Here is a 26,076-nt window from a genome sequence, read left to right as displayed (position 1 = left end):
GCTTACAGCTTCTCCATCTTTTGCCGCACGGCCGGTGCCGTCACAGCCGTCGGCGCCAATTCCAGATAGGTTTTATATGCCGCTTTCGCCTTGGCGCCATCGCCGGCCTTGGCATACGCGTCGCCCAGATTCAGATAGGCAATGGCGCGCGACGGGTCCATCTTGACCGTATTTTCAAACCAGCGCGCCGCTTCGCGGTATTTTTCCTGCTTGTAGAAGACAAAGCCCAGGTTATTCGCCGCGAGCGCGAAATCGGGCCGCAGTTTCAGCGCTTCCGTAAATTGCGCTTCCGCCGCCGCATATTGTTTCTCCTTGTACAGCTGCAAGCCACGGTCGTTGGCCCGCTGTGCCAGCTGGCGCGTGGAAGTCGGCACGGCGCCCGGCGTGACGATCTTCTGTTCGCCGCCCTGCAAATCCTTCACCGTCACGCTGGCAGCCGCCGGTTTGGCGTCGAGCTTGCTGTTCAGGGCAATGGCTTCCGTCGACAGCTGCGTCGTGTTCGGGCTGAGGAACTCCGTCTCGCCCGGCAATTCAAACACGAAATCGCCCCCTTCCGAGCCCGGCAAGCTGCCAAACGCGGGCGTCTGGTTCGATACGCTGGACACGGCCGGCGCCACGTAGGCCGCCAGTTCCGTGGCCGTAATGAGGCCGTCGCCGTTCAGGTCGCCCTTGCCCGCCAAGCCTTGCAGCAAGGTCCACGTGAACACAGAATGGCCGTTCGGCCCGCCATCGGCCACCAGCTGGTCGCCGCCGCCAGCCGTCAGCATTTGCCGGCCGATGCGCTTGGCATTGTCGCGCAGGAAGGAGCTGGAACCGGCGCCACGGGTCAGGCCCAGGCCGCTGTAGCAGGCATCCATGACGAAGAACGCGTGCTTGGCCGTCAGGCTTTCCGCGATATTCTGGATTTCCGTCATCGGGATCGCATCCGTGGCGAACTGCGCCGGATCGGAATCGACGGGCACGATGTAGCCGAGGTCGCGCCCGGAACTGAGCTTGCGCGTGGCGCCATGGCCGGCGAAAAACACGAAGATGCGGTCATTCTTTTGCACGCCGCCATGCGCCAGCTTGTCGTGGAAGGCAGCCAGGATATTGTTGCGCGTCGCTTCGCCATTTTTCAGGGTGACGACACGCTCGGGCGCGAAGGCAAACTTTTCAATCAGCGTTTCGCGGATGCCCTGAGCGTCGCGCACCGCATATTGCAGTTTCGGCCACTTGGCGTAATCGTCGATGCCGATCACCACGGCCCAGGAATTGGCGTAACCGGTGGTGACGGGCACTTTTTCCGGCGCAGGCGCCGAGCTTTTCGCCACCTGGAAGCTCGTGCCATCCCAGCCCGCGAATTGATAGCCTTCCGCGATCAGCTTGTCCAGCACGGCCGGCAAGGCTTTCACCGTGCGTTCGTGGATGTCGTGGAACAGAATGATGCCGCGCCCCGCCTTGTCGACGGAGGCCAGCACGCGGTTCGTGATCGAGCTGGGCACAGGGTCGGCCCAGTCCAGCGAATCGATATTCCACATCACGGACTTCAAATGCGCATCGGCCAGTGCGGCCATGCCTTCGCTGTTGCGCGCGCCATATGGAAAACGGAACAGCGCGGCCCGCTCGGGGCTGATCGCCTTCAACAGGGTGTCGGTACCGAGGATTTCGCCCTTCAGCTTGTCGCCCGTCTGTTTCGACAACTGTGCGTGGCTGAAACTGTGGTTGCCCACGGCATAGCCTTCCTTCATCAGCTTGCGGCTCACTTCCGCGCCCGCGTTCAGCTTGGCGTGGCCTTCCGCGTCCAAGCTGCCCAGGTTGCGGCCCACATTGAAGAACACGGCCGGCACGCCATACTGTTTCAGGATGGCGCTGATTTCTTCCGTGTAGCGGCGGTGCGGGCCGTCGTCGAAGGTCAGCACGATGGTTTTCTTCGGCAAGCCCAGGCCAAAGATTTCCGCCTCATCTTTTTTTGGCACCGGCTTGGCTTCGGGCACGGAACCGGCCGGCGGTACCGCATACGGTACGACGATGCCGTTTTCCTTGAGGATCTGTTCGCGGCTGTAGAGTTTTTTCAGCTGCGCCACGTAATCGTCCCAACGTTCGCGCTTGAGTTCGATGGCGCGCTGGCCCAGGTTGCCGAAGATTTGCCGGATTTCCTTCTCGTAATTGCGCTCGATCTCGCCCAGGGCATCGAGGTCTTCGGAAATGCGCTTGTGCAGCTTGATCGCCGGCAAGGAGGAATCCTTGGCCACGTCGGCCAGCATGCTTTGCAGCAGTTCGCGGAACGCCAGGCGGTCCGCGTCATACAGGCCGGGATCGGATTCGATATACGTCAACAGGCTGTCGAGCGCCTCGAAGCGGCCCGGATTGGTGGGCGCAGTCAATTGATCCAGCACAAGATCGAGCTTGGCGATGCGCTCCTGGTTTTCATGGAACAGCGCCTGCCCCACCTTGCGGGCTTCATCGCGCGCGCCTTCCGGCAATCTTTGCTCGTCGGCCAGCAGCACGATAATCTTGCGGAAATTGCCCAGCAAGTCCCGGAACTGGGCGGCCACGGCGGCCGTATCGACGGTCGATTGGGTCGCGGCGGCCGGGCTGCCCGAGGCGGGTGCGCCCGGGGTGGCGGTGGCGGCGGGACGGGTGTAGCTATAAATGCCGGCCCCAGCGGCGAGTGCCACGACAACGGTGGCGGCGATCTTGATCGGCTTGGAAGTCACAGGCTTGTCATTCCCTTCACATACTATGCATAGAATTCAGATGGCGCGGATGCGCCCGATGCATAATTGTAAAGCACGCTAGGCACAAGCTCAGCCCGCACGCTGAATTTGGGCAATAATATCGCTGAACACCTTCATAGATAGTGAAAACGGAAAAGACGATGCACAAGAAACTCTGCGCAGCCGCGCTGATGCTGGGCGTGGCCCTGATGCTGCTGCAACTGCGCGCGCATGCGGGCGATGGCACGGACAACGTTGTGGCCGGGCGCGTGTGCCTGCCGCACTGAACCACGCCTCGCGCTGACGCTACACCTTGGCCGGCTCCCAGTAATTGGCCAGGCCCAGCTTTTTCAAGCCTGCCGCGACGAAGCGCGGTTCCAGCAATTCTTCCGCCGTCAATGGCTGGCGGATCAGCTTTTGTTCCTGCGCAAACGCCAGCACCCGGCGGTAATGGCGGTACACGGCGTCGTCGTACAGGGGCGACCAGCGCTCCTTCCACTGCAAGCCCGGATCGTCGTAGCTGCGCCGCACCACGCTGTCGGGCGTGCCGTTGCGCGTGCCATCCTTGATGATCGCCTCGCGGTTGCCATCCAAAGCCGCCCAGTGCTGGGCCCGCAGCCAGGCCGTGGCCACCAGCTCGGCGATATCGGGATGGGCTTGCGTAAAGTCGCGCCGCGCCCACAGTTCCGCGCGCATCTTGCGTTCCGGCAGCCCTTTGCTGGACCAGATGATGCGGCCGATGCCCTTGTCTTCCAGCGGATAGCCATTGATCATGAACAAGGCATCGACGGCGCCTGTGGCCAGCGCGGCCGTGCCGGGCTTGAGGTCCATATTAATCAGGCGAAAATCCGTGGGCGACATGCGCTGGTCGGCGATCAGCTGGCGCAAGCCCAGTTCCCACGGCCGGCCCCGGTGCACGCTGATGCGCTTGCCTTTCAGCTCGGCCAATGACGTGGCGCGCGAACTGGTGGGCACCAGCAGGAACTGGTCCGTGCCCCGCCCCGCCGGCACGATCACCTGCGTGCGCACGCCGCCCGCGTTCAGGATAACGGACGGCAAGTCGCCATACGCGGCCATGTCGATGCGCCCGCTGGCGAACGCTTCATTCATGGTGGCGCCCGTGTCGCCCGTGACGGGCAGCCATTCCAGCCGTACGCCCCTCTGCTTGAGTTCGCGCGCCAGCCAGCCTTCCTGCTGCACCCGGTAAGCGATGCCGCCCAGTTCCGCCTTGCCGTTTTCCGCAAAACCCGTCGAGGCGATGCGCAAGGCCGCCGGCGGCGCCCCCGCCTTCGCCGCCGACACAGCCTGCCCCGCCAGGGGCAGCAAGGCCAGCCCACCCATCACCGTGCGTCGCCGCATCGCATTCTCCTCATCATCATGCATGGCCACTGTCGACGTGCGTCCCGCTCAAGCCGCCCGGCGCGTCTGCGCCAGCGCCGCTTCGAAGGGACGGGGATCGATCCACGCACGCACGTCGACCTTGCTGGGCAGGAAGTTCCAGCGGAACAAGAAATCGCTGAAATCCTGCAAACCCGCGACCGACGTTTCCGCCAGGTCCGTGTCCAGGCGCAGATGCGCATCCTTGCCGTAAGCCACTTGCACCCAGTGCTCGCTGGCATTCGATTCGCGCGCGAGGAAACGCCGCGTCTCGTCCGCATGGCCGCGCGCCCACGCTTCTGCCCGCAGCACCTGGTCGACCAGGGTCACCGCGGAAGCAAAATGGTTGTCCAGCAGGTGCGCATCGACGCTCAGGGTGCGTGGCGTGCCGTTGTTGGCGCGGATCAAGGGTTCCGGATGGATGCCCGTGTCGATTACCGTGTGCAAGCCGAACTGCTGCGCCAGCTGGGCGGCCGAGGCGCCTTTCAGGAAGATGGCGTCCACTTCGCCCCGCAGCAGCCCCAGCAGTTCCGGGCTTTGGCCGCCGCGCCGCGCGCCGCTGAACAGGTTTGTTGCCGCGCCCTTCTCCGGCGCCGCCTCGCTCTGGCCCGTGTTGACCACATAATCGACCAGTTCCACGTCCGCCACGGCCAGCCCTTCCAGGCTCAGCGCGTTTTCCAGGCCACGCAAGGCTTGCGCGCGCGCAAAGTCGATCTGCGCCTTGCTCCATAATGGCAAGCCGAAACGCCGCCCCTTCAAGTCGCGCACCGTCTGGATGCCGCTGCCGGGCAAGGTCAATATCAGCTGCGTCTCATCCGACCACGACAAGCCGATCACGCGCGTCTCGCGTCCCGCCGCGCGCGCCCACAGTGCCGGGATATTGCCGCCGTGACGCACGGAGTTCTGCAGGGTGTGGTCGAAATGCGATTCGCGCACGGCTTCCTGCTCCGACTCGCGCAAGGAGCGCAAGCTGGTGCCGTCAGCGCGCAAGGCCTCTTCCAGCCAGCCCTGCTGCAGAGAAATTCCCAGGCCCGTGGGGACGGGGCAGCGCGTGTACCACAGGGTGTCGAGTGCGTTGTTATTGCTCATCTTGTATCTCCAGAGTGGGTGGACCGGTCAAAAAGGAAACTACAGCGCCATCCTGCGCGCCCATTCATTGCCATCCCATGAGCTGCTGGGATCTACATCCTGCGCCACGGGCGCATGCGTGTCGTCCAGGTCGCTGAAATCCGCATGCAAGCCATCGCGGATGGCGACAAAGCCCGGAGATCCCCGCTGGCGCGGGTGGGCCAGCGGCACGTCCTGCACGCGGCGCACCTTGCCCGGACGCGCATCGAGCACGACGATGCGGTCGGCCAGGTACACGGCTTCATCGATGTCATGCGTGACCATGACCATGGTGATGCCCTCGTCCTGCCACAGGCGGCGCAGTTCCTGCTGCAGGCGCAAACGGGTCAGCGCGTCAAGCGCGCCCAGCGGCTCGTCCAGCAGCAGCACGTCGGGCCGCCCCACGAGGGCGCGGGCAATGGCCGCCCGCTGCGACATGCCGCCCGATAATTGATGCGGATACGCATCCGCATAGCCGTCGAGGCCCACGCGCGCAATTTCCGACGCGACGCGCGATGCGCGCTCGGCCAGCGGCACGCGGGTATTGCTGAACGCCACGGCCACGTTCTGCTGCACCGTCAGCCAGGGAAACAGGCGGTGATCCTGGAACACGAGGCCACGGTGCAAGTCCGTGCCACGGATGGGCACGCCATCGTGCAGCAGCAAGCCCGTGTAGTCCGTGTCCAGGCCAGCCAGCAGGCGCAGCAAGGTGGACTTGCCGCAGCCGGACGCACCGACGATGGCAACGAATTCGCCCGGGGCAATCGTCAGCGAGATATCGTCGAGCACCAGCAGCGGCGCGCCTTTCAGCGAAAACGACTTGCTCACGTGCTGCACTTGCAAGCCGCCGCTCAGGTGCTGCTGTTGCGGCAGCAAGGTCGATGGGGAAACGAAATCATTCATGGCGCACTCTCTGCGGTGGGGGCTAGGGAAGGAATGGCGGCGGGCGGCGCCCGGCGCAGCCAGCGGCTGCCGTGGAAAACCAGCCAGGCGGCCAGCCACGGAGCCAGCCAGATCAGGAATACATTGCGCAAGCCCGTCAGGTCGGCCAGGCGGCCCGCCGCCAGCGCGCCAGCCGTGCCGCCCACCATGCCGAACAGGGTCAAATGGGCGGAGACCCTGGCCTTGTCGACGGGGGCGCGGGCTATATTGTCGGTGTTGACGAGGTTATTCACGCCCAGGCCCAGTCCCAGCAGCACGGACGCGACCAGGTAGGCGATGCTGTCCGGCCACAGGCCCAGGATCAGCAAGGCGGCCATGATGGCCAGGTGCGCGCCGCCATACAGCTGCTCGCGGTAGCGGCTGGCCAGCACGAAGCGCCCGAGGAACAGCAGCACCAGCACGCAGCTGAGTCCCTGCACGGCCATCAGCCAGACGGAATGATGCGCAGGCCAGTGCAGCACGCGAATGGCCAGCAGGATGGAAAACACGCCCACGCTGGACGCCGTGAAGCTGGCGAGGATCTCGAACAGGTAAGTCACGCGCACGATGGGCAGGCGCAGCAGTTCGCGCAAGCTGGCCGCGCCGGGCAGCAAGGCTTGGCCTTCCAGCTTGCGCGGTGCCGTATTGCTGGGCAACACTTGCCAACCCAGCACGGCCAGGATGGCGAACATCAGGGCGGAGATCAAGAAGCCTGCCTTCAACCCCAGCTGCGCGATCAGGTAGTTGCCGCACAAGGGTCCGAGGAATTGCATGCCGAGGATCAAGGTCCCCTTGTACCAGCCCGCCTTGCCCTGCCCCAGTTCCGGCAGGCGCACGAGAAACACGGTACTCATGGCCACGATGCGCAGCGAGATACACAGGCCCACGAGAAACATCAGCAAGGCCACCCACTGCCAGCCGGGCAGCCACGGCAGCACGCAGAACGCCAGCGCCAGGCTCAGGCTGACGCCCGCATACAGATGCTTCGGATTGCCGCGCGACAAGATGTAGCCGGCCGGAATGGTGCCCAGCGCCATGGCCAGGGTTTCCGCGCTGCTGATCGCGGCCAGCTGGAAATTGCTCACGTGCAAATGTAACCCCAGCAGGGTGGCCAGCACCTTGTTCATGCCGATGGTCACGCCCGACAGCAAGGTCAGGCCGATAAAGCGCAGCAAGAAGGCGCGCAGCTCGCCTTCGCGGGCGCTGACAGCCGCGTCTGGCTGGAATGGCAACGATTCACTCACTGCTGCGCCCCTTCACCAGCAGGCGCGCGAGACGCGCAAACGCCACGTTCATCGCTTGCGCCAGCAGGGCGATCACGAGCACGGCCAGCAGCACGACGTCCATGCGGCCCGACACTTCGCCATTGAGCAGCAATGAACCCATGCCGGGACCGGCTGAAAACAGAAGCTCACCGCCCAGGCAAGCGAGCCAGGCAAACGCCAGCGCATGCGTGACACCGGTGACGATGGCCGGCATGGCGCCCGGCAGCAAGATCTGGCGCAGGGTCTGCCAGCGCGTCAGGGTCAGCACCTGCCCCACTTCGCGCAAGCGTCCTTCCACCTGACGCATGCCCGCATACGTGTTGAGCACGGTCGGGTAAAAGGCGGCGATGGCGATCACCAGCAGCTTGGCGCCGTCGCCATTGCCGACCCACAAGCCCAGCAAGGGGATCAGGCCCAGCAACGGCACTTGGCGGATGCTGTGAAACAGCGGGCCGATCAACCGGTCCGCCAGCGGCGACTGCGCCATCAGCGCGCCCGTGACGATGCCGGTGCTGCCGCCCAGCAGCAGGCCCGCGAGGGTGCGGCCCAGGCTAGCCTGCAAATGCACCCACAGCTCGCCCGTGACGAGCAAGTCGCGCAGGCTGTGCGCCAGGTCGCCCAGGGACACAAAGATGTAGGCGGCGGCAGCGCCCTGGCCGGACGCCCATTGCCAGGCGCCCAGCAAGGCCAGCGGCAACAGCGCGCCTTTTATGAACAGTATCAAACGCTGCTTCATGCGGCGCCTCCCTTGCCATCGCCGCTACGTTTCCAGCGCATCAGCCGTGCTTCCAGCGCATGACAGAGCCGGTCCAGGCCGAAGCCGATCGCGCCTGTCAGCACCACGCCCACCATCACCACGTCGAGGCGGAACATTTGGCGGCCCATTTCCATCATTTGCCCCAGGCCGCTGTCGGCGGCCAGCAATTCCGCGCCCACCAGCACCATCCACGAGCGCGACAGGGCGATGCGCATGCCCGTCAGCGCGGCCGGCACGATGGCGGGCAAGACGATCAGGCGGATGCGCTGCCAGCGCGAGAAGCAATACACTTGCGCCACCTCAAAGTAGCGCTGCGACAGGTTGCGGATGGCGTCATGCACGGCCAGCGCGACGATGAAGAAACTGGCCTTGGCCACGATAAACACTTTAAAACTCTCGCCTATGCCGAACAGCAAGATGAACAACGGGATCAAGGCCACCGTCGGCAGCTGGCGCAAGACATTGAACGTGGGATCGACATAGCTGCGCAAGCCCGGCGACAAGCCCAGCACGACGCCAAAGGCCAGGCCGCAGCTGGCGCCCAGGCCGAAACCGGCCAGCAAGCGAAACAGGCTGATGCCCAGGTGCTGGCCCAGTTCGCCGCTCTCGGCCAGATCGCGCGCCGTCAGCAGCACTTGCCAGGGCGACATCAAGATGTGCGCAGGCATCCATTCGAACGTGGTGGCCGCCGTCCACAACAGCAGCAAGGCGAGCGGCGAGGCCCACACGGACCACGGCGAGCGCACGAAGCGTCGCAGCCAGGGGACAGAGGCCGCACACGCTGGCGCAGGGGCGCGGGGCAAGGCGATGGCGAGAGTATTCATGCGCGCCCCATCATGGCGACCAGAAAGTTTGCAGCTTCAGCTGCGCCAGTGCCTGGTTGACGAACTGGGGCGCGAACAGGCTGTCCACTTGCAGGGGCCGCCCGATCAAGCCCGCGCTCTTCGCATACGCCGCCTCGCCCACGTAATGCTGGCGCAGGCTGGCCGTAAACAACGGCGACCAGCGCGCCTGCCACGGCGTATGGTCGCCCGCCAGTTCGCGCCGCACGACGCTTTCCACCTGGCCCGCCGCCGCCTCGGTGCGTACGTATTCATCTTCGCCGCCGGCGCCGGCGGCCCGGTGGTGCTCGCGCACATACGCCGTCACCACCAGCTGGGCCAGTTGCGGCCAGCGTTGCAGGAAACCGCTGTCGGCCCACAGCTCGGCGCGCATCTTCCAATCCTGCGGCGGCGCCTTGCTGGCCCAGATGATCTTGCCCACCTTTTTATCTTCCAGCAGGAAGGCATCGCTGAGGGTAAAGAAAGCGTCGGCGCCGCCCGTCGCCACGGCTGCCGCGCCCGCCTGCGGATTCAGGTTGAGGATCTTGACGTCGCGCAAGGTCATGCCGTTCGCTTCCAGCAGGCGCGCGAACGGATATTCCCACGGCCGGCCACGGTGCAGGGCGATCTTCTTGCCCTTCAAGTCCTTGATCGACTTGGCCGTGGAACCGTTCGGCACCACCAGATAGGTGTTGTTGGCGCTGCCGCCGGGCAGGATCAGCCGCGTCTGCAAGCCCGAGGCATTGGCGATAATCGACGGCAAGTCGCCATACTGCGCCAGGTCGATCGAACGGTTGGCAAACGCTTCGTTGACTTGCGTGGCCACGGAATTGGTGGTGACGGGCACCCATTCCAGCTTCACGCCCAGTTTGCCCAGCTCGGCCGCCAGCCAGCCCTGCGCTGCCACCTGGGCGGCCGAGCCGGCAAACACGGTCTTGCCGGACGGCGCCGTGCGGGCCACGACGGCGATGCGCACGGCAGCCGGCAGTGCTTCGGCGGCGGCCACCATCGCTGGCGCCAGCAGGCAGGCCGCCACGGCGGTGGCGAGTACTTTGCGCCAGATCAAACGTAAGAATTTCAATGACATCTGTAGCCTGTTCGTGAAAGGGTTACACCAGATCGGTAGCGGGCAGCAGCGACAAGGCGCGCGCCGTGTCGATCAGCTTGCTCATCTTCCATTGCTGCAGCAGCACGCCGGGGCCGAAATCGCGCGAACCGCCGATGGCTTCGGCCGCGATCTGGATTTTTGCGCCCTCTTCCAGCAGCAGGATGAATTCGGCCAGCTTCAGCAAGCCCTGCTTGCCCCACACGGTGGCGCCGCCATTCGCTTCCAGGATGGCCGTCGCATGCGTATTGCGCGCGATTTCGCCGAGGATGAAATCGACTTCCGGCTGGCGGCGGTCGATATAGATGGGAATTTCGCGGATCAGCTGGAAGCGCTGCACGGGCACGTAGCGGATCGGCAGGGTGCGGTGCGTCTGCGCCCACGCGCCCAGCGACGGCGAATGCACGTGCGAGATCGACGTGACCTCAGGCCGCTCGCGGAACAGTTTTAAGTAGCGCGCGCCGCCGTTGTTCGCGTCGCCCACGAGCACCGTGCCATCGAGCGCCAGCACGGCCGCCTTCAGGGCTTGGCCGCGGCGGAACGGGCCCGGATCGTTGACCACCACCACCTTGTCGCCGCCGGGCGTGCGCTCGACGAAGCCCACCGTGCCATTGGCGGTCAGGCTGCCCGTTTCGCGCAAGCCGTCGAAGGCCGTCTGCGCATCGCGGCGCACCTGCTCCACGAAGGCCAGTTCGGCCGCCGTCAATTCCTGCACCTGTACTTGTTGTGCTTCCGCTTGTGCCACGTCCGTCATGTCATGCTCCATTCTTTGGGGTTGGAATACGGGTCAGTCCTGCCTCTACTTTCGCAAGACGCGTGCCAGCGCCGCGGCCAGTCAAATGGTGGAAGGCTGCTGCCTGCGCAACAGCGGCTGCTGGCGTGGCAGCAGCCGCGTGCGCATGCGCTGTCGGCAAGCCAGCAAGCGGCGCGGGCACGTTTCCTGCACGGTTCAAGGCTCCACCCACCACCAAGGAATTCCATGACTACCGCACCATCCCCTGCTGTCGATACCGTCTGGTTCACCCGCTGCCCTGTGCCCACGGCCACGGGCCTGGCCTATAAACTGGGCTGGCTGGACGAGGAATTCGCGCGCGACGGCATCGCCCTGAAAACTCTGCAGGAAGTGGGCGGCGAACTGGCGCGCCACCATTACGACCACGGCCTGTCCACGCTCGTGCGCGAAGGCGGCAACCTGCTGGCCCTGCCGGCGCGCGCGCAAGGGGCGCCCACGCGCCTGATCGGCCTGACGTGGATCGATGAATGGCAAGCCATCCTCGTGCGCCCCGGTTCCGGCATCACGAAGCCCGCGCAGCTGCAGGGCAAGCGCCTGGCGCTGCCCGTGTTCCGCGCAGAGGACTTGCGCGAGAACCGGCGCGGGCGCAGCATCGCGCGCGGCATGAGCCTGGCCGGCTACAAGGGTGTTCTGGCGTCGGCCGGCCTCACGCTCGACGATGTGCAACTGGTGGAGGTGGGCGCCGACGCGCCAGCGCAAGCCAATCTGGGTGCGGGACTGTGGCAAGGCATCGCCCCGCTGCTGCGTGGCGAGGTCGACGCCGTCTACGTGAAAGGCGCGGCGGCGGCCGAAGCGGCCCGCGCGGCGGGACTGGAAGTGGGCATCGATATCGACGCCCTGCCCGACCGGCGCTTCCGCGTGAACAACGGCACGCCACGCCCGATCACCGTGCATGAAACGATGCTGGAACAGCATTTCGAACTGGTCGTGCGCTTCCTGACGCAAACCCTGCGCGCCGCGCACTGGGCGCGCAGTCACCAGGCCGACGTGCTGGCCATCCTGCAGGGCGAGACGCGGGCCGGCGCCGACGCCGTGGCCGAAGCGTACCGCGACGGCTTTCACCTGACCCTGGCGCCCGACCTGTCCGACGAGAAGGTGGCGCTGTTCCGCCAGCAAAAGGATTTCCAGCTGCAGCACGGTTTCCTGGACCGCGACGTGGATATCGAGCGCTGGATCGACCGCCGGCCTTTGGCGGAAGCGCAGCGGCGGCTGGAAGCGCTGCTGCAAGTGGCGGCATAAAAGCACAAGGCCGGCGAATTCGCCGGCCTTTTTACATCAGGCAGCCACGCTCAGAACTGGATCGTGTACGACGCCCCCACCGTGCGGCCCTGGCCGATGATGACGGTGTCGCCATTGACGGCGCCCGGCACGAAGCTGGTGAGCGTATGGTTGCGGTAGACCTTGTCGGCCAGATTATTCGCATACGCCGTGATGCGCTGCTTGCCGCCCGGGAGCACATACGACAGGCGCGCATTGGCCAGCGCGAAGCCGCCCTGGTTCAGCAAGCCGCGCGCGTCGCTTTGCGGGTCGACATAGTAGTACTGCTTGGACGTATAGCGCACGTCGCCGCTGAAGACCAGCTGCGCGCCATTGCCCAGCGGGTAGCGGTAATCGGCCGCCAGCAAGGCCGTCACGTGGGGCGAGCGCACGAATTCATTGCCGGAGCGGTCGCCGCCATTGTTCTGGATGGCGAAATCGTCGAATTCCGTGCGCAGCAGGCCGATATTGGCGTTGATGTGCAGGTTGTCCGTCGGCTGCGCCTCGATCTCGAATTCCGCGCCATTCACGTGGGCCTTGCGCACGTTCTGCAGGTAATTGACGCTTTGCGTGGGGTCGCCGTTGTACACGCCCGTGATATTGACCTGCACGTTCTTGTAATCATAGTGGAAGACGTTGGCGTTGAAATTCAGGCGTCCATCCAGCCATTCCGACTTGATGCCCGCCTCGAACGAGTTCAGGGTTTCCGGCTTCACCGTATTCAATGCGCGCACGTCCGTGGCGCTCGTGTTGTAGCCGCCGGACTTGATGCCGTGCGCGTATTTCAGGTAGCCGCGCAGGGTGCGGCTGAAGCGGTATTCAGGCGTCACGTCGTACGTCAGCGCATTCCACGTGGTCGACGGATTCGACGTGAAATTGTTGTTGGCGACCGAGGCGGCCGCGTAATTGCCGCCCTTGACCGTGTTCCACCAGTTGGCCGCATCGCCAAACGTCACCGTGTTCGATGCGGCCTGCACGCGCCGCAAATCGAGATCCTTGGTTTCCGTCGTCCAGCGCAGGCCAAACGTGGACAGGAACTGCTCGCTGAAGTTGACGGTCGTGCTGCCGAAGATGGCCGCGCTGCGCGCCTTGTGCTGATAGATCGTGCGGTTGTAGCCGACGGGCTGCGTGCTGCCCGCCAGCGCCGGCACGGTGCCGTTGGGCAGGCGCGCGCCGGCCGAATCGGAATCGATCTTTTCATTGAAGTAGAACAGCCCCGCGACCCAGCTCACGGCGCCGTTTTGCGGCGATGTGAGGCGCAGCTCCTGCGACACTTGCCGGCTGCTGGCCTTCGAGCGGCTGCGGCCCACTTCCAGCGGCGTATTGTCGCTGTCGCCCGTCGCTTCGTTGCGGAAGTTTTCATAGCCGGTGATCGACGTCAGGGTCAGCTCGCCCAGTGCGTATTCCAGGTTCAGCTGGGCGCCGCCCTGCGTCACGTCGCTGTCCGCCGGCGCATTCGTGCTCACGTCATCGGGATTGGTGCTGGGGACATAGCCGTTGCGATACACGCCATTCGCGCCATAGCTGGCCACCGTGGTGGTGGCGCCCTTGGTCGTGTAGTCGCGGTAGTGCAGGTTCAGGTTCGCCGTCAGGTCGCGCCCGATCAGGGCCTTGAGCTGGCCGCGGATGGCGCTGTCCTTGAGCTTTCCATCGCGCTCGCCCGTAAACTGGTTGTGGAAGCGGCCCTTGTCCTGCTGCTCCGTGTGGAAGGACAGGCGCCCCGCCAGCACTTCGTCGACCAGCGCGCCGCCGATGGCGCCTTCGGCCAGCTTGGTGTCGTAGCTGCCGTAGTCCAGCTTGGCGTAGCCGCTGGACTTGAACGAGGGCTTGCGCGAAATGACGTTGATGGCGCCGCCCGTCGTGTTCTTGCCCCACAAGGTGCCTTGCGGCCCGCGCAGCACTTCCACCCGGTCCAGGTCGAACAGGGGAAAGCCCGTGGCGCTGGAATTGCTGATGTAGACGTCGTCGAGGTAAAAGCCGACCGGGTTCGGAAAATCGATTTGCTGCTGGCCAGCACCGACGCCGCGTATCCACCAGCGCGGGCGGCCATGCTGCTGCGTGCCGGCCGAGGCGTTCGGCACGTAATTGAGGATTTCGCTGGCCGAACGGCCGATGCCCGTATCGAGCAGCTCCTTGCCGCCCAATACAGTGATCGCGCTCGGCACCTTTTGCGCCGATTCCTCGCGCTTTTGCGCCGTCACCGTCACCGATTGCAGGGAGGCGCCCTCGCCCCCACCGTTCGCGTCGGCCGCGGCAATGACATCGGCGCCAGGCGTTTCCGCATGCGCCATGCCGTGGACGAGCATCAGCCCGCCGATGGCGAAGGCCGAACGCAGCGCGCGGCGCACTGGCGTCAAATGAAGAGGAGATGGGGAGAAGGCGGCGGGGGCAGTCGAACGGCGCATGGGTGATTATCCTTGAGTAAAGTCAAAACGCGAGATGGTGATGACTGGTATTGCAAGGGTCATGCCCGCTGCCGCAGCGCAGCAAAATGGGAGTCAAGTGATTGATTTCAAAGGAAGACTATCGTGATGATAGTGCTGTTGATTTGGCAGCAGCGGCGCTGCCGCGTGCTGCCTGTGCGACAGCAGGCGGTGGCGCTGCTGTCGCGGCAACAGGGGAATGCCTCAGGCGGCGCGCAAGAGTGCCGCCGTATGCCCGCGCACGAGGGGCAGCACTTCCTCGCCCACGCGATAGGCTTCCTCCAGGTGCGGCGTGCTGGCCAGGATGAAGGCGTCGGCGCCCAGCTGCACCAGCTCGTCGAGGCGCTCGGCCACCTGCTGGTAGCTGCCGACAATGCCCTGCGTCTGGCCGCCGCGCAGCAGATTGAAGCCGGACCAGATATTCGGCGCCGTGATCAAGTCCTTGTAGCTGTTCAAGGTCGTCGGGCGGTTGCCGCGCTGGCGCGCCGCGCCCACGGAATCGCCGCCATCGGCGCCAAGGAACTGGCGCAGTGTGGCGGGATCGACGGCGTCAAAGCCCTTGCGCACCTCGTCCCATGCCTCTTCTTCCGTGGCGCGGGCCACGATGTCGACGCGCACGGCGCACTTGATCTTGCGGCCCAACAGCGCCGTCTTTTCATGCACGCGGGCGAATTTCTCACGCAGCTGCTCGAACGGCTCCAGCCACGTCAGGTAGTAGTCGGCATGTTTGGAGGCTGAACCGAGGGCCGCGTCGGACGAGCCGGAAAAATAGATCTCGGGGAAATCCTGCTCCGACAGCGGCGTGGCCAGTCCCGCATCTTCCACCTGGTAGAACTTGCCCTGGTAGGAAAACGGCCCGCCGCGCCACACGCCGCGCACCACGTCGAGAAATTCCGTCGTGCGCGTGTAGCGGTCGTCGTGGCCGGCCGAATCGCCCCACCACAGCTGCGCCGGACCGCCGCCGCCCGTGATCACGTTGTACAGGGCGCGCCCGCCCGTGGCCCGCTGCAGGCTGGCCGTCATGCGCGCAGCCACCACGGGGTTCAGGAAACCGGGCTGGAACGGGATCATGAAGCGGAAGGTGCTCGTTTCGCGCGCCAGCAGCGCGGAAATCGCCCACGGCTCGTCCGTCATGGGGAAGGACGGGATCAAACCGCCCTGGAAGCCCGATATTTCAGCGGCGCGGGCGATCTCGGCCAGGTAGTCGATGTAGGTAAAGCCGTCGGCGCCGCCGCCACCGAGGCCGGCCTGGCGCAGGTTGTCATTGCCGGGAAACCAGTCGCCGCGAAACGGCGTGCGGGCGCGATGCGAACTCGGTTCGCCATGCGTGGGGATGCGCCAGAAGAAATCGATAGCCATGCAGGTACTCCTTCAGTAAGTTGGATACAGGAACTCAAGCCGCTTGCAGCTGCGCGCGCAACGCTGCCCGCACGCGGGGCAGCACGTGCTCGCCGATGCGGTAGGCTTCCTCGAAATGGGGAATGGCAGCCAGCACGAAGCTGGACACGCCGGCCTGCGCATACGCCTCCAGCGCCGCGCTGACCTGTGCATAACTGCCGACCAGGGCGCCGTGGGCGCCCGTTTGCGCTTGCGCAAAGCCGGGCCAGAAGGCTGCGGCACTGCCGTCGAATGGCGCATCGTCGGGCAGCCCTGCCCCGCTGCGGTAGCGGCGCGCATCGCGCAAGGCTTCGTCGAAGGTTTCGCGCGCCAGCACGTCGATGCGCAAGCCCGCTGTCACGGCGCGGCCCAGCTGGCGCGCCTGCGCTTGCAGGCTGTCGATGGCAGGCTGCAAATCCGCCTGCGGCGCCGCATCGAACACGTGCACGTCGGCCTGGCCTGCCGACAGGGCCAGCGCTTCAGGCGACTCGCCGGTCAGATAGATGCCGTTGACGGGATGGTTCGCCAGCGGCCCCTTGAAGCCGCCGTCCTGCACTTCGAAGAACTTGCCCTTGAAGCTGAACGGCGACGTATGCTGCACGCCGCGCGCCACCGTGATGAATTCATCGATGCGCGGCAGGATGTCGGCCTCCGACGCTGCATCGCCCTGGCGCCGGCGCGCGGCCGCATCGCCGCCATGGCCGATCTGCCAGGCGAAGCGCCCGCCCGTGAAGCGCTGGAAGCTGACGGCGTTCTTTGCCGCATACACGGCCGAACCCCAGGCCGCGTCGAATTCGGCGATCAGTTTCAAATGGCGCGTGCTGCGGGCCAAATACCCCGCGACGATCCAGCTTTCGTCGCCCTGCGTATCGTGGCGTATCTGGATGCCGTCAAAGCCGGAAAGATCGGCTGCGCGGGCGATCTGGTGCAGGTAATCGAAATAATTGAAGGGCGGACGCGCGCCGCGCGGGTCGCTCACGCCCGCCTGCAGGGGACTGGGCGCGCCGGCGGCCCGTTCGCCCCTGCGCGTGATGCCGGGTGCCGCGTAACGGCCATCGCCGCTGGTGGGCAATTGCCAGATGAATTCTATGGTCATGCATGGACTCCTGTCGTGGGTCGAAGAAAACACCGCTATGCGCTTTGGATACCTGCGCGCAGCGGCCTGCCCTTCCCTCCTCGCAGAAAACATGCCATGCCGCATACGCCGGCCAGCCCCATTCGCTGTTGATTTGGCAGCAACCGGCTGCAGCCAGGGCAGCAGCATGCTGCGCGCGCAGCAGCCATGAAAAAAGCCGGAGCCGCATCGCTGCGGGTCCGGCTCCAGGAAGGGCATCATGCGCCTAGTCGATGGCGCCCGCCTTTTTCAAAAAGGTGCGCAGGATATTGCGGCTCAGGTTCAGGTGCCTGGCCGTGCGCACCTGGTTGCGCTCATTGCGCTCCCACGCGGCACGCACCAGTTCCTGCTGCATGGCTTCGAATTCCACTGCCTCGCCCGAGTCGAGCAAGGCTTGCCAGGCGCGGGCGAAGCGCTCGGCCGCCAATAAATCGTCCTGGCCGGACGCGCCGTGGGCCGCATAGGCGATATCGGCACCGCCGGCCCAGGCGTCTGGAACAGGTATAGCGGCCGGTGCTGCAGCAGGCGCCCTGTGCCAGCCTGACAAACTCAAGTCCTCGGCGCGCACGACGCCGCTGCGGCACACGAGCAGCGCGCGATGAATGACGTTTTCCAGTTCGCGGATATTGCCGGGCCATGGATAAGCGAGCAAGGCTTGCTGCGCGTCGGGGCCCAGCTCCACCTCGCCCAGGTGCAATCGCTGCGCATAGATGGCCATGAAATGGCGCGTCAGCGGCATGATGTCGCCCGGGCGCTCGCGCAAGGGGCGTAGCGGCAGGCCAATCACCTGCAAGCGGTAATACAGGTCTTCGCGGAAGCGCCCGGCCCGCACGGCTTCGGCCAGATCCACGTTGGTGGCGGCGATCAGGCGCACGTCGATGGGAATGGCGCGCCGCGCGCCCAGGCGCACCACTTCGCGCTCCTGCAGCACGCGCAGCAGCTTGACCTGCATCGCCAGCGGCAAGTCGCCGATTTCATCGAGGAACAGGGTGCCGCCGCTGGCCGTCTCGAACCAGCCGGGCTTGCCCTGCTGGGCGCCCGTAAACGCGCCCTTTTCATAGCCAAACAGTTCGCTCTCGACGAGGGTTTCGGAAAACGCGCCGCAGTTGATCGCCACAAAGGTCTGTTCGGCGCGCCCGCTCAGGCCGTGCACGTGGCGCGCGATGAGTTCTTTGCCAGTCCCCGTTTCGCCCGTGATCAGCACCGTCGCCTCGCTGGGGGCGATGCGTTCGATCAGCTCGTGCAACTGGCGCGAACGGGGGTCGGCAAAGACAAAGGCCGTGGCGCGCACCAGCAAGCTCATTTGCTGCGGGTCGCGGAAGGCGACCAGCGCCTCGCTGTCGCCGTCATCGCCGGCGCCACGGGCAAGGTGGGCGCTGCGCGCGAAATCGCTGCTGAAGTTGTGGGCTAAGAGTTCCATGAGCCGACTATACCGCGCTCCATCTCCAGGCGGGAACGAATGGTGCCGCGCTTGCTTATCCGGATTTTGCATATGCAGGCGCTGATCCCATGCTGGCCCGGAGTTTGCTCAGGATGGGGGGCAGGCAATGTCGCCTGCGCACCACGGAGCACTTCCCCATGCCAGCACGCCAGCTTGTCCTGAATGTTTTTTTACAACGCCACGGCCACCATCCGGCCGCCTGGCGCCATCCATCGGCCAGCGCCAGCGGCCGGCCCGACCTGGCCTGGTGGCTGCGCGCCGCCAGGCTGGCCGAGGCGGCCAAGTTCGACAGCTTCTTCATCGCCGACTTCATCGGCCGCGCCGGCGACGTCACGCCCGAGACTGGCCGCGCCGCCATCGGCCTGCCGTTCGAGCCCTTCACCCTGCTGTCGGCCATTGCCGCCGTCACCAGCCATATCGGCCTGATCGCCACGGTCAACACCAATTACGAGCACCCGTACCACGTGGCGCGCAAATTCAGTTCGCTCGACCACCTGAGCGGCGGGCGCGCGGGCTGGAACGTCGTGTCATCGTTTGGCGAGCATACGGCGCGCAATTTCGGCATCGATGCACCGCGCAGCCATGCGGAGCGCTATGCGCGGGCCGACGAATTCGTCGCCCTGTCCAGGGCCCTGTGGGATAGCTGGGATGACGACGCCTTCGACCGGCCAGACCGCGCCGCCGGCCAGTTCTACCAGCCGGCAGCGGGCCACCCGCTGGACTTCCAGGGCGAGTATTTCGCCTCGCAAGGCTTGCTGGACTTGCCCCGTCCCGTGCAGGGCCACCCCGTGCTGGTCCAGGCGGGCAATTCCGAGACAGGGCGCGAATTTGCCGCGCGCCTGGCCGAAATGGTGTACTGCTCCGCCACCTCGCTGCCCGTGGCGCAGGCGTATTACGCGGACGTGAAAGGACGCATGGCGACATACGGCCGCGCGCAAGACCAGTTGAAGGTCACGCCCGGGCTGTCCGTGGTGGTGGCCGAATCGGACCAGCAGGCGCAGGATCAATTTGGCGCACTGCAGGACCTGGTCGACTTCAGCAATCTGGAATTTGGCGGTTTTGACTTGTCCGGCTATCCGCTCGACGGCCCCCTGCCCGATCTGCCCTACCAGGCGCCAGAAAATGGCAAGGGACGCTTCCTGCAGCAGCTGGAGCTGGCCCGCCGCGAGAATCTGACCTTGCGCCAGCTGGTGCTGCGCTTCAGGGTCGCGCGCGGTCACCTGCAAGCGATCGGCTCCGTCAAGACGGTGGCCGACTTGATGGAGCAGTGGTTCATGGAACGGGGCGCGGACGGTTTCAACGTCGTGCCGCCGCTGCTGCCGCAAGGCTTCGAGGATTTTACACGCCTGGTGGTGCCGGAACTGCAGCGGCGCGGCCTGTTCCGCATGGAATATGCGGCCAGCACCCTGCGCGGCAATCTCGGACTGGCGCGGCCCGCCAACCCGCACACGGTGGCGCGGGCGCGGGCCGCCTGACTGCGCTGTGACTAAGCCTGGTCCGGGTCGAAATGCTTGCGCAAGCCTTGCCAGCACGCGAAATAGTCGTTTTGCAGCAGTTCGCTGTTCAAGGCGAATGGCGTGGGCTTGAGGATGGTGCGCGTCTCGAACATGAAGGCCATGGTGTCGGCCACCTTCACGGGCGCGGACGTGTCGCTGTGCGAGGCGCGTTCGAACGTCTGCGCATCGGGGCCGTGGCCGGACATGCAGTTGTGCAGGCTGGCGCCGCCCGGCACGAAACCGGCCGCCTTGGCGTCGTACACGCCGTGGATCAGCCCCATGAATTCGCTGGCCACGTTGCGGTGGAACCACGGCGGGCGGAAGGTATGCTCGGCCGCCAGCCAGCGCGGCGGGAAGATGGCAAAGTCGATGGCGCCGAATAACGGGTTTTCGCTGGGCGCCTGCAGCACGAGGAAGATCGACGGGTCCGGATGGTCGTAGCTGATCGAGCCGATGGTGTTGAAGCGCCGCAGGTCATATTTGTACGGCGCGTAATTGCCGTGCCAGGCCACCACGTCCAGCGGCGAATGGTCGAGCGTGGTGCGCCACAAGTGGCCGCCGAACTTGGCCAGCAGTTCGCAGTCGCCGTCGATATCTTCATACGACGCGTGCGGCGTGAGGAAATCGCGGCTGTTGGCCAGGCCGTTCGAACCGATGGGGCCCATGTCGGGCAAACGGAATGCCGTGCCGAAGTTTTCGCACACATAGCCGCGCGCCTTGCCGTCCGGCAGGGTCACGCGAAAGCGCACGCCGCGGGGAATCACGGCGATTTCCTGCGGCTCCAGCTCGATCAAGCCCAGCTCCGTGGCAATCGCCAGCCGGCCTTCCTGCGGCACCACCAGCAGTTCGCCATCGGCCGAATAAAAGAAGCGCTGCATGGAGCGGTTGGCCGCATACACGTGGATGGCGCAGCCGCTCATCGCTTCGGCGCTGCCGTTGCCGGCCATCGTCTGCCAGCCATCGATGAAGTCCACCGGCGTGCCGCTGTCGGGCAGCGGCAGCGGGTCCCAGCGCAGCTGGTTCGGCGGCGTCGGCGGCATGGAGTGGAAATCGCTGACGATGCAGGTATTTTCAGCCAGGGTGAATGGCGGATGCTGGCTGGCGGGACGGATGCGGTACAGCCAGGAACGGCGGTTCTGCGCGCGCGGCGCCGTGAAGGCCGTGCCCGAAAGTTGTTCCGCGTACAGGCCCAGCGGCGCCTGCTGCGGCGAATTCTGCCCCTGCGGCAAGGCGCCAGGCACGGCTTCCGTGGCAAACTCGTTGCCGAAGCCGCTTTGGTAGCCGGCGCCTATCATGCGCGCTCCCCCAGTCCGTCGGCCGCGTCGCGCAGCAATCCTTGCACCACGTCGGCCTTGCCGATGGCGCCCATGGCCAGCAAGGCGAAGCGGGCGAGGAACAAGGGCGAACGCTGTTCGCCCAGGCCACCCATGGTGTGGCACAACTCGGTGTAAAGATTATCCAGTTCGATGTCGGTCATGTTATCTCCTTGTTACTTTGATCGGGCGATGCCTGCCCTCGCCAACGCAGCCGCCACCTGCCCCGCCCCCACCTCGCGCCAACGCCCCAGCACGTGGCCGTCCGGGCGCACGAGGTAAAAACTGCCTGGCCGCGCGTCGAATAACGAGAATACCTGCGCCGTGTGGTCCCAGGCGCACCCTTGCTCCCCGCTGCGGGCGATCGCCACGGTCTTCAGCGGCAAGGTGTCGCCCAGCGCCGCCAGTACGGATGGTACAGACCCGTCCTCGCTGAAGTACAGTCCCGTGAAATGGCCATCTTTGCGCTTGAGCAAATCGGTAATATACCCCGCTTGCTGCGCGCCGTCGTGCGGCAGCGCCAGCGGGCATTCCGGCAAGACCGTGCCCGGCGCGGGGCCGGCGGCAAACGTGGCGAGGTCCGGCGCATTCAGGGCCGACTGCGCATACGCGATGGCGCTGGTCTGGCGCGGGTTGATCAGCGAGCGCACATGCGCATGCTTGCCCGCCAGGCCCAGCACGGCCGTGCGCATGAGGTCGAAGGCAAACGTGGGCGGCGCCATGAATTCCGTGCTTTTCGTGCCGTGGCGCAGGTTTTCATGGGCGGCGTACACGCGCTCGTCCGAATAGCTGTCCAGCAAGGCATGCGGCGCCTGGCCCTTGACCACGTAGGCGAGCTTCCAGGCCAGGTTGTCCGCATCGTCGATGCCCGAGTTCGCTCCGCGCACGCCGAAGATGGGCACGAGGTGGGCCGCATCGCCCGCGAACAGGACGGGGCCATGCCGGTATTTTTCCAGGGTCAGCGCATTGGCCTTATAGATGGTGATCCACACGGGATGCCACGTCGCTGTTTCTCCCATCATGGCCAGCAGGCTGTCCACGCGCGGTGCCACGTTTTCCAGCAGCACGGCCGCCTGCGCATCCTCGTCGTCGCGCAACTGGTAATCGATGCGCCAGATATCGTCGGGCTGCTTGTGCACCAGCACGGTCGAGCCGGGATTCGACGGCGGGTCGAAATAGGCGAGGCGCTCCGTCGGGCGGTCGCTCTTCAGGTGGATATCGACGATCACATAGCGCCCTTCATAGCTGGTGCCCTGCAGTTTCAAGCCCAGCGCCTCGCGCACGGTGCTGCGCCCGCCGTCGGCCGCCACCAGCCAGTCCGCCTCGATCTGGTAGGTCGCATCGGGCGTGGCCACGGTGACGGTGGCACCGTCGGCGCGCTGGTCCACGCCAGTGACCCGCGTTTGCCAGCGGATATCGATCAGCTCCGGCTGGCGCTCGGCAGCATCGAGCAGGAATTGCTCGATATGGTATTGCGCCAGATTGACCATGGGCGGCAACTTCTGGTTGGCGTCTTGCGGCATCGTGAAGTGCAGCACTTCCTCGTCGCGGTAAAAGCTGCGTCCGCCCGCCCACGGCAAGCCCTTGGCCAGAAATCCGTCAAGCGCGCCCAGGCGTTCGATGATTTCCAGGCTGCGCCGCGAGATGCAGATGGCGCGGCTGCCCGTGCAGACGCCATCGTCCGCTTCGATCAGCACGGAGCGCACGCCGTGGCGGGCCAGGCCCAGGGCCGTGGCCAGGCCCACGGGCCCGCCGCCGACGATCAGCACCGGGACATGCTGCGTGGCGGCGCCGGCCGGTTTGCCGGGTGGATACACCTTCGGCACATGGGGGTAAGGGTGAAACGTGTCGCTCATGATGGGTCCTCTTCGATCAAGTATGGTCTTTGCCGCCGCGCGCAATCGGCAGGGTCAGCACGATGGCCGCGCCCACCACCAGCAGCACGCTGGCGTACAGCAAGCCCGTGGCAAAGCTGTGCGTGAGATCCTTCAGCCAGCCCACGACGACAGGATTCAGGGCCGAGCCGATATTGCCCGTGGCATTGATGACGGCGATGCCGATGGCGCGCGCCCCCAGGCTCAGGGCCCGGTCCGGCGTCGTCCAGAAGACGGACATGGCCGTGTATGCGCCCGTCGAGGCCATGCACACGCCCAGCAGTTGCACGATGGGGTTGGCTGAATACGCGGTGAACAGCCAGCCAAAGGCCGACAGCAGCATGGGCCAGACGATATGCCAGCGGCGCTCCTGTAAGCGGTCCGAGCGGCGCCCCCACAAGATCATGCCGATGACGGTACACACCTGCGGAATGGCCGCCAGCAGGCCGATCTGCGTGTTGCTGGCGTCGCCGCTGAAACTTTTCACGATCAGCGGCGTCCACACGGCCACCATGGCCAAAGTATTCACCAGGCAAAAATAGGCGATGCCGAATTTCAATACCGTAGGCGAGCACATTTCCGCCAGTACCGAGCCTTTTTCCTTCGCTGCCACCGGCTTGTGCTCGGCCGCCAGCATGCGCGCCAGCACCTGCTGTTCCAGCTTGCCCAGCCAGTTTGCCTTGCTGGGAGAGTCGTCCAGGTAGCCATACACGGCCAGGCCCAGCAACACGGATGGCATGCCTTCCAGCAGGAACAGCCATTGCCAGCCCTTCAAGCCCCAGTGGCCGTCCAGGCCCAGGATCAGGCCCGACAGGGCCGAGCCGATGGCGGCCGTGACGGGCATGGCAATCATGAACAGGGCATTGGCGCGCGCGCGGTAGGCGCTAGGAAACCAATAGGTCAGATACAGCAGCATGCCGGGCAGGAAGCCCGCTTCCGTCACGCCGACGAGAAAGCGCAGTGCGTACAGGCTGGCCGGGCCGCTGGCAAACAAGGTCGCCGTCGAGGCCAGGCCCCAGGCGATCATCATGCTGCCTATCCATTTACGGGCGCCGATGCGGGCCAGCACGATGTTACTGGGAATGCTGCACGCGATGTAGGCGATGTAGAACAGGGTGGTGGCAAAGCCGAACTGGGTGCCGGACAGTCCCAGGTCTTGCATCATGGTCAGGCCGGCGAAGCCGATATTGATGCGGTCAAGAAAGGAAAACACGAACAGCAGGAACAAGAATCCCAGCAGGTGGCGCGACACCTTGCGCATCACTTGCTGTTCCAGTTGAACGGTGGCCGCGTCGAGGACGGGCGCCGGGGTGGCGGGGGTGGCCGCGTGGGCGATGGTCATGCTGGTCTCCATAAGGTGTCGCCCTCCCCTTGCTATTGTTATTGGGTGAGAGCGGCCGGATGCTCCGGCGTGCGACACAGTATGCAGACGACTACGCCGATGGCTGTCCCCATTTTGGGGACAACCATCGGCCAAAAGGACTAGCCGCGTTTCTTGATGGGCACGTTCTTGACCTTCTGCTGGTCATAGCTGAAGGAGCCGTGGCCGCTCCAGTTGTTATCGGTAACAAAGGTGGCTTCGAATTTGGCCAGGTAGCTGCCGATGGCCGGTGGCGGCACGGACACGACATATTCGCCGCTCAGGCTGAAAACGCGCGTGGCGTTGCCCAGGCCCAGGCCATGCACGGGGCCGCTGACGGGGCGGATCACCACGCGGCCATGCGGTGGCGTGACCGATTGCGTGATGAGGGCTTCGCCGCTGACAGTGCCGTCGTCGGGATTGTAAAACAGGGCCAGATTCAGGATGGGGGCGCCAGGCAGGCCCAGATTGCCGGCGATCAGATAGACGTGTTCTACCGCATTCAATTCAGTTGAGGACACAATGGACTCCTTCGGGGAATGATTCCTGAGCCATGAATACCGGAGATCGCGGGCGCGACAGGCACTGGCTATCAGCCTTGCCGATGGCCGTTATGCTTCAGCGCATCAGCACTCTGCAGATAGCATAGCCAGTATTTTCGTAGCAATATGCTCACATTATTACCTTGAATTTCGGCAATTTTATGCAGCCCCAGGCATGCCCCTATCGCTAGCATTTATCCGGTCTATACCCCTAGACATAGCGCAAACAATTGGCGCTGGCTGGAAATGCCCAGGCGCTTATAGGCGCGCTTCTGGTACGTGATCACGCTCGATGGCTGCACGCCCATGGTGTCGGCGATCTCCGCGGCCGTCAAGCCTTCGAGCACGCCGCGCAGCGCGTCGAGTTCGCGCTTGCTCAATTGCGGGCCATGCTGGCGCAGCCGGGCCAGCATCATGGGCGAGACGCCTTGCGCGGGCTGGCCGCTCAGGCTGTAGTGGTGTCTGGCCGCATAGGCGAACAGCGGCGACAGGGTTTCGATGGCGGCGATTTCGCCGGGCTGGAACTGCCCCTGGCTGCTGTCGCGGTAGAAATTGACGGACAGCCAGATATCGCTGGCCGGCTGCACCAGCAGCGACAAACGGTCCGACACATTCGGCTTCTGGTAACACGCGGCGCGGTAGCCGGGATGGCGGATTTCGGCGCTGGCTTGCTGGTGCAGCACGATGGCGGGATCGAGCTTCGGCTGGCGCGCGGGCGCGATGACGCTCTGGTTGCCATCGAGCGCATAGTAATGGCGGGCGTAGCTGTCGGCGATATCCTGCAAAAAGCGTCCGCCGCGCCGGTCGGCCACGGCCACCGTGCGGGGCCGGTTGCCGAACTCATAAGCAAAGATCGTGCACTGGGCGATGGAAGCGGCCGCGCCGGCGGTTTTCAGGATGGCGCCCGCCATGGCATTGACGTCGGCATGGCCGATGGCCGCCACCAGGTCGAGGGCGCGCCCCAGATCCAGCTGTCCCTCCGCCTGCCGCCGCTCCACCTGCCAGTAACGCATGGCCGTCTCCCCTGCCCGCCGGGC

At 65.3% G+C, this 26,076-nt stretch carries 22 protein-coding genes; 3 read left to right on the top strand and 19 right to left on the bottom strand.

What is annotated here, in order from left to right:
• Positions 1–2: 2 nt before the first annotated feature.
• Positions 3–2,696 (bottom strand): polysaccharide deacetylase family protein, encoded by a 2,694-nt coding sequence (locus IGS58_RS11725; RefSeq protein ID WP_230521463.1) that lies wholly within the window; start codon positions 2,694–2,696, stop codon positions 3–5.
• A 161-nt stretch (positions 2,697–2,857) separates the two neighbouring features.
• Between IGS58_RS11725 and IGS58_RS29055 the strand changes: the two genes are divergently transcribed.
• A complete protein-coding gene (locus tag IGS58_RS29055) occupies positions 2,858–2,983 on the top strand; it encodes a hypothetical protein (RefSeq protein ID WP_256608825.1) in 126 nt (41 codons plus the stop codon).
• Between the two features lie 19 nt (positions 2,984–3,002).
• Here IGS58_RS29055 and IGS58_RS11720 read toward each other — a convergent pair whose 3' ends face one another.
• Genes IGS58_RS11720 through IGS58_RS11685 form a run of 8 tightly spaced genes read right to left on the bottom strand, consistent with a single transcriptional unit; the run spans position 3,003 to position 10,803 of the window.
• A complete protein-coding gene (locus tag IGS58_RS11720; protein WP_230521462.1) occupies positions 3,003–4,055 on the bottom strand; it encodes an ABC transporter substrate-binding protein in 1,053 nt (350 codons plus the stop codon).
• A gap of 48 nt (positions 4,056–4,103) precedes the next feature.
• Positions 4,104–5,162 carry an ABC transporter substrate-binding protein gene (locus IGS58_RS11715; protein ID WP_070257067.1) on the bottom strand — a complete coding sequence of 353 codons (1,059 nt, stop codon included), beginning with the start codon at positions 5,160–5,162 and terminating at the stop codon, positions 4,104–4,106.
• A 39-nt stretch (positions 5,163–5,201) separates the two neighbouring features.
• Positions 5,202–6,083: an ABC transporter ATP-binding protein gene (locus IGS58_RS11710; RefSeq protein ID WP_230521461.1), complete on the bottom strand. Its 882-nt coding sequence runs from the start codon at positions 6,081–6,083 to the stop codon at positions 5,202–5,204.
• Complete coding sequence (locus IGS58_RS11705) at positions 6,080–7,345, bottom strand: MFS transporter (protein ID WP_230521460.1); 1,266 nt, start codon at positions 7,343–7,345, stop codon at positions 6,080–6,082. Before IGS58_RS11705 ends, IGS58_RS11710 begins: the two co-directional genes overlap by 4 nt.
• Positions 7,338–8,102, bottom strand: coding sequence for an ABC transporter permease (locus IGS58_RS11700; protein WP_230521459.1), 765 nt, complete (start codon positions 8,100–8,102; stop codon positions 7,338–7,340). Before IGS58_RS11700 ends, IGS58_RS11705 begins: the two co-directional genes overlap by 8 nt.
• Positions 8,099–8,947, bottom strand: coding sequence for an ABC transporter permease (locus IGS58_RS11695; protein WP_230521458.1), 849 nt, complete (start codon positions 8,945–8,947; stop codon positions 8,099–8,101). The genes IGS58_RS11700 and IGS58_RS11695 overlap by 4 nt, the downstream gene beginning before the upstream one ends.
• Positions 8,948–8,957: 10 nt before the next feature.
• Entirely contained in the window at positions 8,958–10,031 is a 1,074-nt protein-coding gene (locus IGS58_RS11690; protein ID WP_230521457.1) for an ABC transporter substrate-binding protein, read from the bottom strand.
• Between the two features lie 22 nt (positions 10,032–10,053).
• Positions 10,054–10,803, bottom strand: a complete 750-nt coding sequence (locus IGS58_RS11685; RefSeq protein WP_230521456.1) for a class II aldolase/adducin family protein — start codon at positions 10,801–10,803, stop codon at positions 10,054–10,056.
• 225 nt (positions 10,804–11,028) lie between these two features.
• On the opposite strand from IGS58_RS11685, the gene IGS58_RS11680 reads away from it, so the two are divergent.
• Positions 11,029–12,081, top strand: a complete 1,053-nt coding sequence (locus IGS58_RS11680; RefSeq protein WP_070257055.1) for an ABC transporter substrate-binding protein — start codon at positions 11,029–11,031, stop codon at positions 12,079–12,081.
• Positions 12,082–12,131: 50 nt separating this feature from the next.
• On the opposite strand, the gene IGS58_RS11675 is transcribed toward IGS58_RS11680, so the two are convergent.
• The 4 genes from IGS58_RS11675 to IGS58_RS11660 all read right to left on the bottom strand — a co-directional run bounded on the left by IGS58_RS11675 (position 12,132) and on the right by IGS58_RS11660 (position 18,433).
• Positions 12,132–14,504: a TonB-dependent receptor gene (locus IGS58_RS11675; protein ID WP_230521455.1), complete on the bottom strand. Its 2,373-nt coding sequence runs from the start codon at positions 14,502–14,504 to the stop codon at positions 12,132–12,134.
• A gap of 222 nt (positions 14,505–14,726) precedes the next feature.
• Positions 14,727–15,881: an LLM class flavin-dependent oxidoreductase gene (locus IGS58_RS11670; RefSeq protein WP_230521454.1), complete on the bottom strand. Its 1,155-nt coding sequence runs from the start codon at positions 15,879–15,881 to the stop codon at positions 14,727–14,729.
• Between the two features lie 34 nt (positions 15,882–15,915).
• Positions 15,916–16,995 carry an LLM class flavin-dependent oxidoreductase gene (locus IGS58_RS11665; protein WP_230521453.1) on the bottom strand — a complete coding sequence of 360 codons (1,080 nt, stop codon included), beginning with the start codon at positions 16,993–16,995 and terminating at the stop codon, positions 15,916–15,918.
• A gap of 244 nt (positions 16,996–17,239) precedes the next feature.
• Complete coding sequence (locus tag IGS58_RS11660; protein WP_099387917.1) at positions 17,240–18,433, bottom strand: sigma-54 interaction domain-containing protein; 1,194 nt, start codon at positions 18,431–18,433, stop codon at positions 17,240–17,242.
• Between the two features lie 158 nt (positions 18,434–18,591).
• On the opposite strand from IGS58_RS11660, the gene IGS58_RS11655 reads away from it, so the two are divergent.
• The gene (locus tag IGS58_RS11655) at positions 18,592–19,929 is read left to right on the top strand and encodes an LLM class flavin-dependent oxidoreductase (RefSeq protein WP_230521452.1); all 1,338 of its coding nucleotides are present in this window, start codon (positions 18,592–18,594) and stop codon (positions 19,927–19,929) included.
• Positions 19,930–19,940: 11 nt separating this feature from the next.
• Here IGS58_RS11655 and hmgA read toward each other — a convergent pair whose 3' ends face one another.
• From hmgA to IGS58_RS11625, 6 genes are all read right to left on the bottom strand, one after another.
• Entirely contained in the window at positions 19,941–21,245 is a 1,305-nt protein-coding gene (gene hmgA / locus IGS58_RS11650; RefSeq protein WP_230521451.1) for a homogentisate 1,2-dioxygenase, read from the bottom strand.
• The gene (locus IGS58_RS11645; RefSeq protein WP_034785812.1) at positions 21,242–21,427 is read right to left on the bottom strand and encodes a DUF2783 domain-containing protein; all 186 of its coding nucleotides are present in this window, start codon (positions 21,425–21,427) and stop codon (positions 21,242–21,244) included. Before IGS58_RS11645 ends, hmgA begins: the two co-directional genes overlap by 4 nt.
• A gap of 12 nt (positions 21,428–21,439) precedes the next feature.
• Positions 21,440–23,119, bottom strand: coding sequence for an FAD-dependent oxidoreductase (locus IGS58_RS11640; RefSeq protein WP_230521450.1), 1,680 nt, complete (start codon positions 23,117–23,119; stop codon positions 21,440–21,442).
• Positions 23,120–23,135: 16 nt separating this feature from the next.
• A complete protein-coding gene (locus IGS58_RS11635) occupies positions 23,136–24,479 on the bottom strand; it encodes an MFS transporter (protein WP_230521449.1) in 1,344 nt (447 codons plus the stop codon).
• Positions 24,480–24,619: 140 nt separating this feature from the next.
• Positions 24,620–25,018 (bottom strand): DUF1842 domain-containing protein, encoded by a 399-nt coding sequence (locus IGS58_RS11630; RefSeq protein ID WP_034785805.1) that lies wholly within the window; start codon positions 25,016–25,018, stop codon positions 24,620–24,622.
• Positions 25,019–25,242: 224 nt separating this feature from the next.
• Positions 25,243–26,052, bottom strand: coding sequence for a helix-turn-helix domain-containing protein (locus tag IGS58_RS11625; protein ID WP_230521448.1), 810 nt, complete (start codon positions 26,050–26,052; stop codon positions 25,243–25,245).
• Positions 26,053–26,076: the final 24 nt, after the last annotated feature.

This window comes from Janthinobacterium sp. EB271-G4-7A, from assembly GCF_020858075.1.
In the GTDB taxonomy this organism is placed as follows: Bacteria; Pseudomonadota; Gammaproteobacteria; order Burkholderiales; family Burkholderiaceae_D; genus Janthinobacterium; species Janthinobacterium lividum.
This window is presented reverse-complemented; position numbering and strand designations above follow the sequence as displayed.

What these genes read in the sequence shown, in the direction of transcription:
- IGS58_RS29055 (WP_256608825.1), top strand. Translation starts at nt 2,858, where the DNA reads ATGCACAAGAAACTCTGCGCAGCCGCGCTGATGCTGGGCGTGGCCCTG.
- IGS58_RS11720 (WP_230521462.1), bottom strand. Translation starts at nt 4,055, where the DNA reads ATGCGGCGACGCACGGTGATGGGTGGGCTGGCCTTGCTGCCCCTGGCG.
- IGS58_RS11715 (WP_070257067.1), bottom strand. Translation starts at nt 5,162, where the DNA reads ATGAGCAATAACAACGCACTCGACACCCTGTGGTACACGCGCTGCCCC.
- IGS58_RS11710 (WP_230521461.1), bottom strand. Translation starts at nt 6,083, where the DNA reads ATGAATGATTTCGTTTCCCCATCGACCTTGCTGCCGCAACAGCAGCAC.
- IGS58_RS11700 (WP_230521459.1), bottom strand. Translation starts at nt 8,102, where the DNA reads ATGAAGCAGCGTTTGATACTGTTCATAAAAGGCGCGCTGTTGCCGCTG.
- IGS58_RS11695 (WP_230521458.1), bottom strand. Translation starts at nt 8,947, where the DNA reads ATGAATACTCTCGCCATCGCCTTGCCCCGCGCCCCTGCGCCAGCGTGT.
- IGS58_RS11690 (WP_230521457.1), bottom strand. Translation starts at nt 10,031, where the DNA reads ATGTCATTGAAATTCTTACGTTTGATCTGGCGCAAAGTACTCGCCACC.
- IGS58_RS11685 (WP_230521456.1), bottom strand. Translation starts at nt 10,803, where the DNA reads ATGACGGACGTGGCACAAGCGGAAGCACAACAAGTACAGGTGCAGGAA.
- IGS58_RS11680 (WP_070257055.1), top strand. Translation starts at nt 11,029, where the DNA reads ATGACTACCGCACCATCCCCTGCTGTCGATACCGTCTGGTTCACCCGC.
- IGS58_RS11675 (WP_230521455.1), bottom strand. Translation starts at nt 14,504, where the DNA reads ATGCGCCGTTCGACTGCCCCCGCCGCCTTCTCCCCATCTCCTCTTCAT.
- IGS58_RS11670 (WP_230521454.1), bottom strand. Translation starts at nt 15,881, where the DNA reads ATGGCTATCGATTTCTTCTGGCGCATCCCCACGCATGGCGAACCGAGT.
- IGS58_RS11665 (WP_230521453.1), bottom strand. Translation starts at nt 16,995, where the DNA reads ATGACCATAGAATTCATCTGGCAATTGCCCACCAGCGGCGATGGCCGT.
- IGS58_RS11660 (WP_099387917.1), bottom strand. Translation starts at nt 18,433, where the DNA reads ATGGAACTCTTAGCCCACAACTTCAGCAGCGATTTCGCGCGCAGCGCC.
- IGS58_RS11655 (WP_230521452.1), top strand. Translation starts at nt 18,592, where the DNA reads ATGCCAGCACGCCAGCTTGTCCTGAATGTTTTTTTACAACGCCACGGC.
- hmgA (WP_230521451.1), bottom strand. Translation starts at nt 21,245, where the DNA reads ATGATAGGCGCCGGCTACCAAAGCGGCTTCGGCAACGAGTTTGCCACG.
- IGS58_RS11645 (WP_034785812.1), bottom strand. Translation starts at nt 21,427, where the DNA reads ATGACCGACATCGAACTGGATAATCTTTACACCGAGTTGTGCCACACC.
- IGS58_RS11640 (WP_230521450.1), bottom strand. Translation starts at nt 23,119, where the DNA reads ATGAGCGACACGTTTCACCCTTACCCCCATGTGCCGAAGGTGTATCCA.
- IGS58_RS11635 (WP_230521449.1), bottom strand. Translation starts at nt 24,479, where the DNA reads ATGACCATCGCCCACGCGGCCACCCCCGCCACCCCGGCGCCCGTCCTC.
- IGS58_RS11625 (WP_230521448.1), bottom strand. Translation starts at nt 26,052, where the DNA reads ATGCGTTACTGGCAGGTGGAGCGGCGGCAGGCGGAGGGACAGCTGGAT.